Raw genomic sequence first — 15,894 nt, forward strand, 5'->3', positions numbered from 1 at the left:
TTGCCGTCCCGCAGGTGCGGGGCTTGCCCCGCACGGAGCTTCACCGGGAGAGCCTAGTGCGGGGCGCATGCCGTGCGGGCAACCGCGACGAAAGGCAGGGGTGGCCACCGCGCCGCTCGGCTAGGATGGGGCATTCCCGCTGTCGATGACGGTATCCCATGCGCCCCTTGTTCCTCGCCCTTGCCATGACGCTTGCCACGCCCGCTGTCCACGCCGAAAAGCTCACCCTGGAAGCCATCACCGGCAACGCGCCGCTGTCCGGGCCGACGTTGATGAAGCCGAAGGTCGCGCCGGACGGTTCGCGGGTAACCTTCCTGCGCGGCAAGGACAGCGACCGCAACCAGCTGGACCTGTGGGAATACGACATTGCCAGCGGCCAGACCCGGCTGCTGGTCGATTCCAAGGTGGTGCTGCCCGGCGCCGAGAACCTCAGCGACGAGGAGAAGGCGCGCCGCGAGCGCCAGCGCATCGCCGCGATGAGCGGCATCGTCGATTACCAGTGGTCGCCGGATGCGAAGACGCTGTTGTTCCCGCTGGGCGGCGAGCTGTACCTGTACGACCTCGGCAAGCAGGGCCGGCAGGCGGTGCGCCAGCTCACCCGTGGCGAGGGTTTCGCCACCGATCCGAAGATCTCGCCGAAGGGCGGCTTCGTCAGCTTCGTGCGCGAGCGCAACCTGTGGGTGATCGACCTGGCCAGTGGCAGCCAGGTGCAGCTGACCGGCGACGGCAGCGACACGATCGGCAATGGCGTGGCCGAGTTCGTCGCCGACGAGGAGATGGACCGCCATACCGGCTACTGGTGGGCGCCGGACGACTCGGCTATTGCTTTTGCCCGCATCGATGAAGGCCCGGTGCCGGTGCAGAAGCGCTACGAGATGTATGCCGACCGCGTGGAGATGATCGAGCAGCGCTACCCGGCGGCCGGCGACCGCAACGTGCTGGTCAGGCTGGGCGTCGTCGCGCCGCGCGCCGGCGCCGCGCCGACGTGGGTCGACCTGGGCAAGGAGCAGGACATCTACCTGGCCCGCGTCGATTGGCGCGACCCGCAGCACCTGACCTTCCAGCGCCAGAGCCGCGACCAGAAGAAACTGGAGCTGGTCGAGGCCACGCTGGCCGACGGCCGCCAGCGCACGCTTGTCACCGAGACCAGCAAGACCTGGGTGCCGCTGCACGGCGACCTGCGTTTCCTCAAGGATGGCCGCTTCATCTGGTCGTCCGAGCGCAGCGGTTTCGAGCACCTGTACCTGGCCAGTGCCGACGGCGCCACGCTCACCGCGTTGACCTCCGGCAACTGGCCGGTGGATGGATTGCTGGCGGTGGACGAGGACGCCGGCACCGTGTATTTCCGCGCTGGCGTCGAATCGCCGCTGCAAAGCGGTATCTACGCCGTATCGTTGGCCGGTGGCGAGCCGAAGCGGCTCTCGCGCAGCGCCGGCGTGCACAGTGCCGCGTTCGCCAGCAATGCCAGCGTCTATGTCGACAGCTGGTCCGATAGCGCCACGCCGCCGCAGATCGAGCTGTACCGCGCCAATGGCGAGAAGATCGCCACGCTGCTGGACAACGACCTCGCCGACCCGCAGCACCCGTATGCGAAGTACCGCGATGCGCAGCTGCCGGTCGAGTACGGCATGCTCACCGCCGCCGACGGCAAAACCGAGCTGCACTACAGCCTGATCAAGCCGGCCGGCTTCGACCCGGCGAAGCAGTACCCGGTGGCGGTGTACGTGTATGGCGGCCCGGCCTCGCAGACTGTCACCGACAGCTGGCCCGGCCGTGGCGACCACCTGTTCAACCAGTATCTGGCCCAGCACGGCTACGTGGTGTTCTCGCTGGACAACCGCGGTACCCCGCGCCGCGGCCGTGATTTCGGCGGTGCGCTGTACGGCGTGCAGGGCACGGTGGAGGTGGCCGACCAGCTCGAGGGCGTGAAGTGGCTGAAGCAGCAGCCGTGGGTGGATGGCGCGCGCATCGGCGTGCAGGGCTGGTCCAACGGCGGCTACATGACCCTGATGCTGCTGGCCAAGGCCTCCGACCAGTACGCCTGTGGCGTGGCCGGCGCGCCGGTCACCGACTGGGGCCTGTACGACAGCCACTACACCGAGCGCTACATGAACCTGCCGGCGGCCAACCCGGAGGGTTACCGCGAGGCACGCATCCTCAGCCACATCGATGGGCTGACCTCGCCGCTGCTGCTTATCCACGGCATGGCCGACGACAACGTGCTGTTCAGCAATTCGACCAGCCTGATGAGCGCCTTGCAGAAGCGCGGGCAGCCGTTCGAGCTGATGACCTACCCGGGCGCCAAGCATGGCCTGTCCGGCAGCAATGCGCTGCACCGCTACCGCGTGGCGGAGGCTTTCCTCGCCCGTTGCCTGAAGCCTTGAGCAGGTCGGGGCTACGTCCCCGACATTCCGGGAAAGCCCGCGTCGGGGGCGTTACCCCGACCTACTGGCTGGTCCTTCTCCCTCCGGGAGACAGCTTGGCAGGATTGCCAAGCTGCACGGCGAAGCCGCCCGCAGGGTGAGGTACAGGGATGTGCCGAATGCAGGTGCCCCGAAGGGGCGGATGAGGGGCGAACGAAGGCCAGATGGTCCAAAGTCACTGACTCTGTTCGCCCCTCACTCCAACCCCCGCTCCGCGCCCCAGCCCACGCCAGCAGCGTGGGCGCTCGACCGCACGCGCGCCAGTGGCACGCAAGCCGTGCGGCCTCGCCCCGATGGGAGAGGGGCTTGAGAGCCGGGGGCGTTACAGCAATCCGTCGCGCTTGACCGCGAGGTAGCGTTCCACCAGCGCCGCCGGCAATTCCTCTGCGGTGACGTCCAGCACCATCACGCGATGGCTGCGTAGCGCCTCGTGGGCGTCGTCGCGTTGCTGCAGGTAGCGGGCGATGGCGCCGGCCTGCACGGCGTCGGGCAGGGTCTCGGCTTCGCGCGTGAGCGCGTCGTCGAGCTCGCGTTCGCGCAGGCTGGCCACGCAGACCAGGTGGCGCTTCTGCAGCAGGCGCACAGCGGCGAGCAGGTCCTCGATGTCCTCGTCGCGCACGTTGGTGACCAGCATCACCAGGCAGCGGCGCGGTTGCCGCAGCGACAGTTCGGTGGCGGCGGCGAGGTAGTCGGTGGCCACCGGCTGCGGCTGCAGGTCGTGGCTGGCGCGCAGCAGGATGTCGATGGCGCCCAGCCCGCGTTGCGGCGCCACCCAGCGCGTCTGGCCACCGCTGGCGAACAGGCCGACGCCATCGCCCTGGCGCAGCGCAAGGTAGGACACCACCAGCGAGGCGTTGAGCACGTGGTCGAAGTGCGACAGGCCGCCTTCATCGGCGAGCATGCGGCGGCCGGTGTCGATCATCATCAGCAGCTGCTGGTTCTTCTCGTCCTGGTATTCGCGCGAGATCAGCTTGCGCGCGCGCGAGGTGGCCTTCCAGTCGATCTGGCGCAGGCTGTCGCCGACGCGGTATTCGCGCATCTGGTGGAAGTCGGTGCCTTCGCCGCGGCGGCGCTTGAGGTGTGCGCCGACCACCCGTGAGGCCATTTCTGCGCTGAGCAGTGCCAGCCGGGTGAGGGGAGCAAAGTTGGGGTACACGCGTACTTGTTGCACTGGGCCGGCGATGCGCGAGTGCCGCCACAGGCGCAACGGCGAGTGCAGGCGCAGCTGCACGCCGGCGAAGTTGAAGGTGCCGCGGCTGTCCGGGGTGAGGCGATAGCTGAAGCGGGTCTCGCTGGCGCGCGCCAGTTTCAGCCGGCGCGGCAGGCCGGTGGTGGTCCAGCCGCCGGGCACGAGGTCGAACACGTCCAGTCGTTGCGGGCCGTAGCCGTCCAGTTGCAGCCAGGTTTCGCGTTCGATGCCCAGCGCCAGGGTGTCGGGCAGTTCGCGCCGCACCTGCGGGGTGGGCTTGCGCCGGAGCCACAGGGCATCGACGAGGGCGAGCAGGCCGATGGTGCCCGCGGTCGCCAGCCATGCGCTGGTGGGCAGCAGGTGCAATGCGACGGGCAGGCCGAGCAGGCCCCAGAGTGCCAGCAGTGCAATCAGCAGCGGGGCGGGCCTCATGGCTGCACTCCCGCACGCAGCGACGCGGCTTTTGCCCCCTCCCTTTTCGCCGCAGGCGAAAGGGGAGGGCTGGGGAGGGGTGCGGTTGCTCCGGCTTTTGACGTCAGGGTCCCCTTCCGAAGCGACGGAGCCGCCGGGGAAAACCCGAAGGGCGACGTACAGGGATGCACGTCGTTTTTCGACACGACATGGATGTCGTGTCGAAAAATCCCGGCGGCGGAGTGGACCCACGGCGCGTAGCGTCGTGGGCGCGGAGGCAGGGCGTGCTTTCTTTTGGCTACCTTTTCTTTGCACGAGCAAAGAAAAGTAGCTCGCTCCCCGAGAGGGGAGCGAAAGCTTTTGTCATTGATTTTTTTCCAAGACGAGGAGAAGCAACGGCGAGAATAAAAGCAGGGACATGAAAGCAGAGCTTTCACTCCTGCTCCGCAGGAGCGAGCCACCTTGACCAGCCATTCGGCTGTTGAAAAAGCGCCTCTTTGCTCGTGCAAAGAAACGTGGCCCAAAGAAAGCACGGCCGGACGCGAGCCGATGCGGCTGCGCCGCATCGGTCCCCTGCGCTCCTCGCGAGCCGGGGGGACGGCGCACAACTCGCTTCGCTCAGACACGTGCGCCTCTTCGCCCCCCGTCCCGCTGCGGTGCTCGGCTCGCTCTACGGCAGGGGAAGTCAAAAGCCGAAAGGCAACAGCAGAATCAGGAGCAACGGCACCCCTCCCCGGCCCTCCCCTTTCGCCTGCGGCGAAAAGGGAGGGGGTGGCGGAAGCGGATTGGCACGCGCCGGCGCTCACTTGCGCGGTGCCTCCACCTTGGCCAGCAGCGCGGTCAGCACGTCGTCGGCCGACTGGCCTTCGATCTGCAACTCCGGCGACAGCGCGATGCGGTGGCGCAGCGCCGGCCGGGCGATCTCGCGCACGTCGTCGGGGGTGACGAAGTCGCGCCCGGACAACACCGCCTGCGCCCGTGCCGCGCGCACCAGCGCGATGCTGCCGCGCGGGCCGGCGCCCAGCGCGATGCCCGGCCACTTGCGGGTGGCCGCCACTATCCGCACCGCGTAGTCGATCACCTGCGGGTCGACGGTGATCGCCGCCACCGCCTGCTGGACTTCGACGACTTCCGCGCCGCTCATCACCCGCGGTACCTGCGACAGGTTGAAGTCGCCGGCGCTGCGGCCGGTGGTGATCGCCTCGACCATGCGCTTCTCGTCGTCCAGCTGCGGGTAGTCGATCAGGATCTTGAGCAGGAAGCGGTCCAGCTGCGCCTCCGGCAGCGGGTAGGTGCCTTCCTGCTCCACCGGGTTCTGCGTGGCCAGGGTCAGGAACGGCGGGGTGAGCGGGAACGCGCGGCCCTCGATGGTGACCTGGCCTTCCTGCATCACCTCCAGCAGCGCCGACTGGGTCTTGGCCGGGGCGCGGTTGATCTCGTCGGCCAGCAGCAGGTGGGTGAACACCGGGCCGCGGCGGATCTTGAAGCTCTCGGTCTTGGGGTCGTACACGGCGTGGCCGCTGACGTCGCTGGGCATCAGGTCGGGGGTGAACTGCACGCGCGCGTAGTCCAGTTCCAGCGCCTGCGCCAGCGCGCGCACCAGCAGGGTCTTGCCGAGGCCGGGCACGCCTTCGATCAGCACGTGGCCGCCGGCCAGCAGCGCGATCAGGATCTGCTCGAGCACGTCGGCCTGGCCGATGAAGGCCTGGCCGACCGCGTCGCGGATGCGCTCGACGCGCTCGATCAGTTCGGCATTGCCGGCCGAAGGCGCGGGGGCGGGGGTGTCGCCGGGAAGGGCGGGGGGAGCGGTGGGGTCGGTCATAGCTGGTTTCTCATCCGGATCAGCAGGGCGATGCGTTCGCGCAGCGCGGCGTCGTCGCGCGAGGCGGGGGCTTGCAGGGCGGTGCGCACCTGTTCGGGCGGCAGTTGCAGGTGCTCGGCGATGGCGCGGGCCTGGGCCTCGCCGCCCAGCGCGGCGGCCAGCGGCGCGCGCCGGCGCAGGCGGGCGAGGAAAGCCTGGCGCATGGCGGCGTATAGCAGCGGCGTCTTGCCATAGCGGTGCAGGTGCTCGCCGCTGGCGCGCACGTGTTCGAGCAGCGAGCGGCGCTCCTCGCGCGGCGACGGCAGCAGCGCGCCGAAGCGCTGGCTGCGCATCCACAGCCACGCCAGCAGGGCCAGCAGCAGCGGCAGCCAGACCGGCCAGCCGTCGCCCAGCAGGGTGCGCCACAACGAGGGTGCCTGTACCGCATAGACCAGGTGGATGGTGCCGCGGCCGTAGTTCGGGGCGAGCAGCAGGCGGGTGAGGTCGCGGTGCGGTACGTCGCGCAGGCCGGTGTCGCGTTCGTCGCTGCCGTTGCGCAGGAAGTCCATGTCGGACAGCACGTCGACGCGGCCGTTGCCGTGGCGCAGCCGCGCGTGCGCCAGGGTGGCGTCGTGGGCGTCGCCCCAGCGCAGCTCGGCGCTCGATGGCGCGGCGAGGGTGAAGCGATGGCCGCGGCAGAACTCGCTGTGTTCGTCTTGCCCTTTCACCCGCCACGGCTGGCAGCGCGGCGGGACGTCGCTGGGCTGGATGCCGAGGCGGCCGAGCAGGGTGGCGTCGCCGTCCCGCTCGGGATCGGCTTCGGGCACGCGCAGCAGCAGGTGGCCGCCTTGTTGCACCCAGTCCAGCAACTGCCCGGCCTCGGCCGGGGCGAGCGTGCGCGGGTCATCCAGCATCAGCACGCTGTCGCCGGGCTGCAGCTGCATCGCACGCAGGTCCAGCGTGCGCCGTGATTCGGCCGTGATGCCGTCGCGGCGCAGGGTTTCGCGCAGGGCGTACAACGGGTTGTAGGTCGGCTCGCCGTAGGCGGGCAACGCGACCTGCTCCGGCACGCGCTCGAAATTGCGCAGGAACCACAGCGTCGCCAGCACCATTGCCAGCAGCGCGGCCAGCGTCGCCAACGCGATGCGCCAGCGCGCGGTCATGCCGGCCACCCGTAGTGCTGGTGCAGCGCGTCGGCGAGCGCGTTGAATTCATCCGGCGTCGGCAGGCGGCCGGCGTAGGCGGCGTATTGCCAGGTGCGCACCATGCGCGCGAACAGCGCGCGGTCGGCTTCCACCGGCATGCGCCGCGAGGCGCGCAGGCATTGCGCCTCGGTACTGCCCGGCGGCAAGGCGAGGTCGGCGCGCTTGCCCAGTTCGTCCACGCTGGCGCGATACAGCAGCGCCAGCGCGTGGCGTGGCTTGCCCTGCCGCCACAGCTGGCGGGCACTGGCGAGGACGTCCGGCGGCAGCGTTTCCGGTAGCTGCACCGCCTGCTCGCTGAGCGGCGATTCGGCGGTGGCACGACGGCGCGCGCTGCCGCGCAGCCACGGCAGCCACCAGCGGGCAGTGAATGCCAGCACCAGCAGCAACAGGCCGACCACGATCCACAGGATGCCTTCGCCGGCCAGCGCCAGCAGCTTGCCGGCGGCGCGGACGACGTCGGCGCCGGGGAAGTTCCAGTCCCGCTTGGTTTCCTGCTTTTCCGGCTCGGGCTCGGTTTTGCGCTTCCAGCGTTCGATGCTGCGGGTCGCGCCCAACTGCGGATCTTCGTAGGCACGCGCGGCGGCCTGGCGGAAGCCGTCGGTATCGGCCTGCTGCCGCGTGCCGAACAGGCTGCCCGGGGTGCCGTCGTTGGCCGGCGCCGCGCCCTTGCGGTTGGCGTGCAGGCTTGGCGCGCCGTCGGCGTGGTCCTGCGCATGCACCGGCAATGCCAGCGGCATGCATGCCAGCAGGACCAGCAGCAGGGGTGTGGCATGGGCCAGCCGCTGGCGCATGCGGCGGAAGGCGATTTCCACGTCCCAGGCTTCCAGCTGGGTGCGGCGGTTGAGGTACAGGCCGAAGCCGGCGCCGCTGTAGAACGGGCCGATCACGGTCATCGCCGCCCACGCCAGCAGGTTGAAGCCGAGCCACGCCCATGCCGGGGTGTCCTTGCCGATCAGCGAGGCCGCCGCACGCAGCGATTCGGGCAGGGCGTCCAGCGGCACGAACATGAAGATCAACGCAATGCCGGCGATTTGCAGCATCGCCTCGAAATGCCAGCACACCCAGGTAAGCAGGCTGGCGTGGCCATAGGCGGCGCTGCTGAGCACGCGCCGCCGCGCACGGCGGTGGCCGGCGTCGCCGCCTTCGAGCAGGTCCACCGGCATCAGCAGCGCGCGCGCCGGGCCGAGCCGGCGCCAGCCCAGGTAAGCCCACAGCCCGCGCCAGCCCCAGCGCAACTGCGCGCGCAGGGTGTCGGCGGTGGAAGGCTCGGCGCCGAACGCGCCGCGCGAGATCACGTACAGCGGGATGCGCTCGAATGCCGGCTTCAGCCACCACAGCAGCACGGCCGACAGCCAGAAGCTGTCCAGCCACCAGCCGGCGAGGTTGAGCAGCGCGAACACCGGCAGGGTCAGCAGCAGCCACGGCTTCCAGATGGCGGCGGCGTGGCGGCGTACCAGCGCGGTGCCCAGTTCCATCGCCTCCCATTGGCTGCGGCTGCGCAGCACCACGTCGAGCCGGTCAAGCCGCATCGCCGCCCCCGTGCCCGCCGCGCCACAGCCAGGCGATCACCAGCGTCCACAACACCCCGGACGCGGTGAACTTGCCCCACGCCGGCACCCACGCGATCGACGACCAGAACGCTTCGATGAAGGCCGCCACCAGCAGCATGAAGGCCACGCCGAGGCACAGCCGCGCGCCGATCGTGCCGCCTTCCACCAGCGCGTCGATGCGGCGCTTGCGGCCCGGCGCCAGCAGCCGCAGGCCCAGCTGCAGGCCCGCGCCACCGGCAATGACAATCGCGGTCAGCTCGAACGGCGCATGCCCGGCAACGAAGCGCCAGAACGGGTCGCCGGAGCCGATATGCTGCAGGTGCCCGGCCACCGCACCGATGGTGATGCCATTGAACAGCAGCACCAGCACCGTGCCGACGCCGGCCAACAGGCCGCTGGCGAAGGTGCGCAGGCCGATACTGATGTTGTTCATGATGTAGTGGCCGAACATCGCCCAGTCGGTGCCGCTGTCGCGGCCGAGGCGGTCGGCGGCCGGGTCGTACATCTTTTCCATCTGCGCGATCTGCCGCGGGTCGAGCAGCAACTGCACCAGGTCGGGCTGGTATTGCAGCAGCACGAACACGGCCACCAGCGGCACCACGAACAGCGCGCAGGCCGCCCACATCGCCGCGCCCTGGCTGCGCACCAGCTGCGGGAAACCGGCGAACAGGAATTCGGCCGCGCGCTGCCAGCGCGGCGGCGGCGTGCGGTAGAGCAGGTTGTGGCCCTGCTGCATCAGCTGCTGCAGGTGTTCGACCAACTGCGGGCTGTAGCCGCGCTGGCGCGCCAGCGCCAGGTGCTGGCACAGGCGCCGGTAGCGCTCGGGGATGGTTTCGTCGCCGGGCAGGTCGGCATCGAGGGTGCCGCGCAGCTTGCGCGCGCGGCCGCCGCGGCGCGCAAGCCATTGCTCGAACTGCTGCCACTCGTGCTGGTGGCGGGTGACGAACTGCTCCTGCCTCATCGCCGCCCCAGCAGCCAGTTGGCGATCGCGTACAGGCGCAGCACGCCGGTCTTGCCCTGCGCCTGGCTCAGCGGGCCGGCGATGTCGGCCAGCTCGCACTGGCGCGGGCCGGCCAGCGCCGGGGCGCGGTCGGCGAAGGCGATCACCGCCATCTGCTCGGCCGGTTGCAGCGGCAGTGGCGGGGCCAGCACGGTGTCGATGCGCGCTGGTGGCGTCGCCGGCGGTGCCGGCGTATGCACCACCAAGGTGCCGGCGACGAGGTCGCCGAGGCGGCGGCCGTGGCGGTCGCACAGGCAGGCCACCAGCCCCAGCGCATAGCCGAACGGCAGCATGTCCACGGTGCGCAGCAGGTTGCGTACGATCGCCGGCATCCAGCCCAGCGGCGCGCCGTCGCGCGCGACCACGCGCAGGCCCAGCGCGCGCTTGCCGAGGGTGCGGCCGTGCCAGGCTTCCAGCACGATCGGGTAGGCCCAGAACATCAGGAACATCAGCCCCAGGTAGAGGCCGCGGCCGAGCCCGCCCAGCGCCGCCAGCAGCGGGCTCATCAGCGCCAGTACGCCGAAGCGGACGACCAGGTCGAGCAGCCACGCCAGCGCGCGCGGTACCGGCCCGGCGGCCGGCAGCTGCAACGGCACGCCCTCGGGCGTGACGACCTCGCGGAAGGTGTCGAGCATGGGGTGCGCAGCGTTCAACGGACGGCCACCGCCGCGGCGGGGGAAGGGCCGTCGCCACGGGGAAAGGCGGGTGATCCGGCCCGGATGGATACCGCTGGCATGGAAGTCTCTGCTGCGTCCTTGTCAGTGGCCGACTTTAACCCGCCGGCATCGATAAAACCCAGCCTGCATGGCTGCGCTCAGACCGCCGTGTAGACCATCAGCACCGCGCCGATGACGGTGGCGGCCAGCGACCCGGAAAAGATCCATTCGGCGATGCCGAGCAGGCGGCCGGCATGGCGGCCGCCCCGGTTCTTCTGCGCCAGGTAGCCAAGCACGACCACGAACAGGAAGCCGAGCGACGAGAACAGGAAGAAGTCGTCCGCGGCCATCTCGACGTGGTCGATGGAGGTCTTGGCGGCCAGGATGGCCACCAGCGCCAGGTTGATGCTCGCCAATGTCCCGCCGATCGATACGAGGGTGTCGACGGACTGGTCGGTATGGGCCACGGCGGGATGCTCCGGTGGTCGGCGCGTGCTCAGCGCACGGTGCGGTTGCCGCGGTCGCCGAACAGCTTCTTCACCGTGCCGCCCAGGGCCACCACGCCGATCAGCAGCAGCTTCCAGAACTTGGCCAGCAGCAGGCCGAGCTTGGCGAACAGGCCGGCCTTGGCCGCCAGCCCGCCGCCGATCAGCGTGGCCACGCCGTAGGCGGCGACCTTGTCGGTCTTCGGGTTGTGGTCGGCGTAGCGCGCGCCCTGCTCGAACTCGGCCATCGGCAGCAGCTTTTCCATGCCTTCGCGCACCTGCGCCAGTTCGGACATGCCCGATACCGCGTTCAGGCTCAGGTAGCCGTGGCGGCCGAGCACGCGGATGTCGTAGTTGAGCGAATGGTTGGGGTGGCCGTTGAATTCCAGCTCCTTGGCCCAGTACAGCTTGTTGCTGGCGCCGTCGTAGCGCGGCGGCACCGCCCAGCCGACCAGCTGCAGCGTGCCGTAGCCGGCCTTCTCGCGCTCGGGGTTGGCTTCGCGGGTCTGCTCCTGCATCTCGTGCAGCAGCTTGGTGTAGTCGATCCTGCTGGCGTCCTCGTCGGAGACGTAGCCGTCGTCGGCGTAGGTGACCACCACTGCCCAGCTGCCGTCGTCGGCCAGCCCGGGGCTGCGCGGCACGATCATGCCCAGCACGTCCTCGTCGGGCGGGTTGCCCCACATGTCCTCCAGCACGCGCCGCGCATCGGCCTGGTCGAGGTAGCGGAAGTCCGCATCCAGGTTGAAGCGCGCCTTGGCCTGCGGCACCTCGATGGCGCCGCTGCGGAACTGCAGCGACTGCAGGAACTGCTCCACGCTGATGCCCTCGTCCTCCTGCGCGGCGGCGGTGAACGGGGCCACGCACAGCAGCGACGCGGCCACCAGCAGGCCCATCGACATGGATCTGATCGACATCGGTCTTCCTTTTCCTTGGGAGAGCGTCCCCACGCCCGGGGGCGGCAGTGTGCGGCAAGGACGAAGACGGAGGCAACGGGGACCGGCAGGGCCGCGGCGGGCGGGGGCGATCCGGGTCAGCCGGCCATGCCCAGGTACTTGTCCTTCAGGCGCACGTAGTGGTCGGCCGAATAGCGCAGGCCCTCGATGTCCTTCTCGCTCAGTTGCCGCATCGGCCGCGCCGGGTTGCCGGCCCACAGTTCGCCGCTGCGCACCCGCTTGCCGGGGCCGATCACCGCGCCGGCGGCGATGAAGGCGTTGGCCTCGATGACCGCGCCGTCGAGGATGCAGGCGCCCATGCCGATCAGGCAGTAATCGCCGATGCTGCAGGCGTGGATGATGCAGCCGTGGCCGACGGTGACGCCTTCGCCGACGAGCGTGGGGTAGCCGCCCTTGTTGTACGGGCTGTCGTGGCTGACGTGGATGATGCTGCCGTCCTGCACGTTGCTGCGCGCGCCGATGCGGACGTGGTTGACGTCGCCGCGGATCACCGTGCCCGGCCATACCGAGACGTCGTCGCCCAGTTCCACCTCGCCGATGATGGTGCAGGCCGGGTCGACATAGACGCGCTGGCCGAGGACGGGGTGTTTGTCGAGGAAAGGGCGGATGGCGGTCATGGCGATGGGTGTGGTGGGAATGTCGTAGGTGCGGGGCTTGCCCCGCACGGGGCATTGTCGGGAAGGCGCAGCACCGGGCAAGCCCGGTGCCTACGCGGTGTTATTTCGCCATCTCCGAACTGACCACCATGTCCAGCACGTAAGCCAGCGAGGAACCGTCGGCCGGCGGGTTCTTCACCGTGTAGCGCTTGACCCGCAGCACGTTGCGCACGCCCGGCTCATGGTCGTAGCCCTCGATGCTGCCGTAGAAGTTCTCGTAGGCGCCGCGCTCGCCCTGTTCCAGGCCGTTGCCGTCGTAATGCACTTCGCGCACCTGCAGGCACTGGGCGTCCTTCATCACGCCGTGGGAGCACGGTTTGGTCTGCGCGTCGACGTCGAGGAACACGGTTTCGCCCTCGCCGCCATAGCGGGTTTCGGCGGTGGGTTCGCCGCGGAAGCGCAGCACGTCGCCGCCGGCGGTAGCCAGCACCAGCGTGGTGGCGTCCAACTGCTGCACCTTCAGCGTGCCTTCCAGGCGGCTGCCGGCGGCCTGGTCCAGCGCCATCAGGGCATCGTCCGCGCAGGCCATCATCGTCGAGGCCATCGGCGCGACGGTCAGGGTGTCGCCGCTCAGGCCGTAGCTGCCGCCCATGCGGTTGCAGGTGTTGGCCACGGACAGGCGGCCATCGCCGAAGTCCAGGGTGACCGGCTTGTCGGCGCGCACGAACAGGGCGTCGATGCGCGCGCCGCTGCCGTCGCTGGCGTCGTCCAGTTGCCAGTGGTTGGCGGCGAGCAGGCCGGCGTCGATGGCGGCCGGGGCGGTGGTTTCGGTGGTCGCCGGGGCCGCGGGGGCGGCCTCGCCCTTGTCGGGGGCGTTGCAGGCGGTGAGCAGGGCGATGGGCAGGGCAAGCAGCAGGATGCGCTTCATGTCGTACTCCTTGGAGGGAGGCAGTGGAAAGGTCGGCAGGGGAAACGTGCGCTGTCGCCGGAAGGGGTTGCCCGTGGCTTCCCGCGTTCAGTTCCCGGCAGGCAGGAACAGCAGCAGCGCGGCCCCCAACGCCAGTCGGTATAGCGCAAACCCCGTGAAGCGCCGGTGCTTGATGTAACCCAGCAGCCACTTCACCACGACGAAGCCGGTGACCACCGCGGCGGCGAAGGCCAGGCCCACCTCGCCCCAGTTCTCGTGGCCGAGCCCGCCGTGGCGCAGTTGTTCGAGGAAGGCGTAGCCGCTGGCCGCGAACATGGTGGGGATACCGACCAGGAACACGAACTCGGTGGCCGCCGCGCGCCGGGTCAGGCCCAGCAGCATCGCCAGGAAGATCGCCGCGGCCGAGCGCGAGGTGCCGGGGAACACCCCGGCCACCACCTGCGCCAGGCCCACCGCGATGGCCACTTTCCAGGTCACCGCCTGGCTGTCGGGCAGGCGCCCGGCGAAGCGCTCGGCCACCAGCATCCAGACGCCGCCGAGCAGCAGCGCCCAGGCCACCGGCGTCACCGTTTCCGGCAGTTCCCAGCCGGCCAGCCGCACCGGCAGGCCGACCAGCGCGGTCACCAGGAAGGCGACGCCCAGCTTCATCACGTAGTCGCGGTTCTCACGCTCGTTCAACCCGGTGGCCAGCGACCACAGCCGCTGCCGGAACACCAGCAGCACCGCGAGGATGGCGCCGGCCTGGATGACGATGTTGAAGAAGTCCGAACGCGCGCCCAGCCAGCGCTCGGCGATCAGCAGGTGGCCGGTGCTGGAGATCGGCAGGAATTCGGTGAGGCCTTCGAGGATGCCCAGCAGCAGGGCGGAGAGCGTGTTCGACATAGGGGGCGGGCGGCGGCAAAGGGCCACAGGATAGGCCATCGGCAGGCTTGCGCGTTTGTGGTGCATGTCTTTTGGAAATGCACGTTAATGGTGCAATTCCCAATGAAGTCTTTGTCCTGTTCCATTGATAATCAATGACTTGTGATGTTGGCATGCGGTTTGCTTTGTTCATGCCATCCATCACCAAGCGAGGCGTTGTCGATGTCACTGGAAAACGTTGAGAAGCTGATCAAGGACAACAAGGTCGAGTTCGTCGACCTGCGTTTCGTCGACATGCGCGGCATCGAGCAGCACGTGACCTTCCCGGTCTCGGTCGTCGAGCCGTCGCTGTTCGAGGAAGGCAAGATGTTCGACGGCTCCTCGATCACCGGCTGGAAGGGCATCGCCGAATCGGACATGGTGCTGATGCCCGACGCCGACAGCGCCTACCTCGACCCGTTCTACGCCGACCCGACGCTGGTGCTGACCTGCGACGTGCTCGACCCGGCCACCATGCAGGGCTACGGCCGCTGCCCGCGCGGCATCGCCAAGCGCGCCGAGGCCTACCTGAAGTCCAGCGGCGTGGCCGAGCTGGCGTTCTTCGGCCCGGAGCCGGAGTTCTTCATCTTCGACTCGGTGCAGTTCGCCAACGACATGGGCCACACCTTCTTCAAGGTCAATTCCGAGGAAGGCGCCTGGAACACCGGCAAGAGCTATGACGGCAGCAACAGCGGCTACCGGCCGACGGTGAAGGGCGGCTACTTCCCGGTGCCGCCGACCGACTCGCTGCACGACATCCGCGCCGAGATGTGCAAGGTGCTGGAGCAGGTCGGCATCGAGGTCGAGGTGCACCACCACGAGGTGGCCAACGCCGGCCAGTGCGAGATCGGCGCCAAGTTCAACACGCTGGTGAAGAAGGCCGACGAACTGCTGCGCATGAAGCACGTCATCAAGAACGTGGCGCACCGCAACGGCAAGACCGCCAGCTTCATGCCCAAGCCGATCGTCGGCGACAACGGCAGCGGCATGCACGTGCACCAGTCGCTGGCCAAGGAGGGCAAGAACCTGTTCTCCGGCGACGGCTACGGCGGCCTGTCGCAGACCGCGCTGTGGTACATCGGCGGCATCTTCAAGCACGCCCGCGCGATCAATGCCTTCGCCAATGCCGGCACCAACAGCTACAAGCGCCTGGTGCCGGGCTTCGAGGCGCCGGTGATGCTGGCCTACTCGGCGCGCAACCGCTCGGCCTCGTGCCGCATCCCGTGGGTGTCCAACCCGAAGGCGCGGCGCATCGAGATGCGCTTCCCCGACCCGATCCAGTCCGGCTACCTGACCTTCACCGCGCTGATGATGGCCGGCCTGGACGGCATCAAGAACCAGATCGACCCGGGCGCGCCTTCGGACAAGGACCTGTACGACCTGCCGCCGGAAGAGGAGAAGCTGATCCCGCAGGTCTGCTCCTCGCTCGACCAGGCGCTGGAAGCGCTGGACAAGGACCGCGAGTTCCTCAAGGCCGGCGGGGTGATGAGCGACGACTTCATCGACGCCTACATCGCGATGAAGATGAAGGAAGTGACCGCGTTCCGCGCCGCCACCCACCCGCTGGAATACCAGCTGTACTACGCCTGCTGACGCCGGGGCGGCCACCGCGGTGCGGCGGCCGCCTCGCACCCCCTTGCTGCCGGGAATGGCGGCGATGGCAAAGTCCCTCCCCTCCCGCTTTCGCCATCGCCGCCGCCCCGGCGGCAACCCCGGGCACACCACCAGCAACACCAGCAACACCAGAGCAGTGGCAAGAGCACCCGGAAACGCGCAGCGCGGGCAATGCTTCCTTCC

The 15,894-nt window shown here is 69.3% G+C and carries 13 protein-coding genes; 2 read left to right on the forward strand and 11 right to left on the reverse strand.

Annotation, left to right across the window (positions count from 1 at the left end; genetic code table 11):
• The first annotated feature begins 158 nt into the window (after positions 1–158).
• A complete protein-coding gene (locus MIC98_RS02480; protein WP_239735200.1) occupies positions 159–2,384 on the forward strand; it encodes a S9 family peptidase in 2,226 nt (741 codons plus the stop codon).
• A gap of 361 nt (positions 2,385–2,745) precedes the next feature.
• Here MIC98_RS02480 and MIC98_RS02485 read toward each other — a convergent pair whose 3' ends face one another.
• The 11 genes from MIC98_RS02485 to MIC98_RS02535 form a co-directional block, all read right to left on the reverse strand.
• Positions 2,746–4,044 (reverse strand): DUF58 domain-containing protein, encoded by a 1,299-nt coding sequence (locus tag MIC98_RS02485; protein ID WP_239735201.1) that lies wholly within the window; start codon positions 4,042–4,044, stop codon positions 2,746–2,748.
• A 781-nt stretch (positions 4,045–4,825) separates the two neighbouring features.
• Positions 4,826–5,845, reverse strand: a complete 1,020-nt coding sequence (locus MIC98_RS02490) for a MoxR family ATPase (protein ID WP_239735202.1) — start codon at positions 5,843–5,845, stop codon at positions 4,826–4,828.
• Positions 5,842–6,987: a DUF4350 domain-containing protein gene (locus MIC98_RS02495; RefSeq protein WP_239735203.1), complete on the reverse strand. Its 1,146-nt coding sequence runs from the start codon at positions 6,985–6,987 to the stop codon at positions 5,842–5,844. Before MIC98_RS02495 ends, MIC98_RS02490 begins: the two co-directional genes overlap by 4 nt.
• Positions 6,984–8,558 (reverse strand): DUF4129 domain-containing protein, encoded by a 1,575-nt coding sequence (locus MIC98_RS02500; protein ID WP_239735204.1) that lies wholly within the window; start codon positions 8,556–8,558, stop codon positions 6,984–6,986. The genes MIC98_RS02495 and MIC98_RS02500 overlap by 4 nt, the downstream gene beginning before the upstream one ends.
• The gene (locus MIC98_RS02505; protein WP_057642011.1) at positions 8,548–9,540 is read right to left on the reverse strand and encodes a stage II sporulation protein M; all 993 of its coding nucleotides are present in this window, start codon (positions 9,538–9,540) and stop codon (positions 8,548–8,550) included. Before MIC98_RS02505 ends, MIC98_RS02500 begins: the two co-directional genes overlap by 11 nt.
• Positions 9,537–10,214, reverse strand: coding sequence for an RDD family protein (locus tag MIC98_RS02510; protein ID WP_239735205.1), 678 nt, complete (start codon positions 10,212–10,214; stop codon positions 9,537–9,539). The genes MIC98_RS02505 and MIC98_RS02510 overlap by 4 nt, the downstream gene beginning before the upstream one ends.
• A gap of 179 nt (positions 10,215–10,393) precedes the next feature.
• A complete protein-coding gene (locus MIC98_RS02515; RefSeq protein WP_057642009.1) occupies positions 10,394–10,702 on the reverse strand; it encodes a hypothetical protein in 309 nt (102 codons plus the stop codon).
• 29 nt (positions 10,703–10,731) lie between these two features.
• On the reverse strand, positions 10,732–11,619 hold the full coding sequence (locus MIC98_RS02520; RefSeq protein ID WP_057642008.1) for a DUF2167 domain-containing protein: 888 nt from the start codon (positions 11,617–11,619) through the stop codon (positions 10,732–10,734).
• Positions 11,620–11,750: 131 nt separating this feature from the next.
• Positions 11,751–12,290: a gamma carbonic anhydrase family protein gene (locus MIC98_RS02525; protein WP_239738001.1), complete on the reverse strand. Its 540-nt coding sequence runs from the start codon at positions 12,288–12,290 to the stop codon at positions 11,751–11,753.
• A gap of 100 nt (positions 12,291–12,390) precedes the next feature.
• Positions 12,391–13,197: an META and DUF4377 domain-containing protein gene (locus MIC98_RS02530; RefSeq protein ID WP_239735206.1), complete on the reverse strand. Its 807-nt coding sequence runs from the start codon at positions 13,195–13,197 to the stop codon at positions 12,391–12,393.
• An 87-nt stretch (positions 13,198–13,284) separates the two neighbouring features.
• Positions 13,285–14,079, reverse strand: a complete 795-nt coding sequence (locus tag MIC98_RS02535) for an undecaprenyl-diphosphate phosphatase (RefSeq protein WP_239735207.1) — start codon at positions 14,077–14,079, stop codon at positions 13,285–13,287.
• A gap of 201 nt (positions 14,080–14,280) precedes the next feature.
• On the opposite strand from MIC98_RS02535, the gene glnA reads away from it, so the two are divergent.
• The gene (glnA, locus tag MIC98_RS02540) at positions 14,281–15,690 is read left to right on the forward strand and encodes a type I glutamate--ammonia ligase (RefSeq protein WP_057642004.1); all 1,410 of its coding nucleotides are present in this window, start codon (positions 14,281–14,283) and stop codon (positions 15,688–15,690) included.
• Positions 15,691–15,894: the final 204 nt, after the last annotated feature.

Origin of the sequence: Stenotrophomonas sp. NLF4-10 (genome assembly GCF_022359915.1) — a bacterium.
Lineage (GTDB): Bacteria > Pseudomonadota > Gammaproteobacteria > Xanthomonadales > Xanthomonadaceae > Stenotrophomonas > Stenotrophomonas daejeonensis.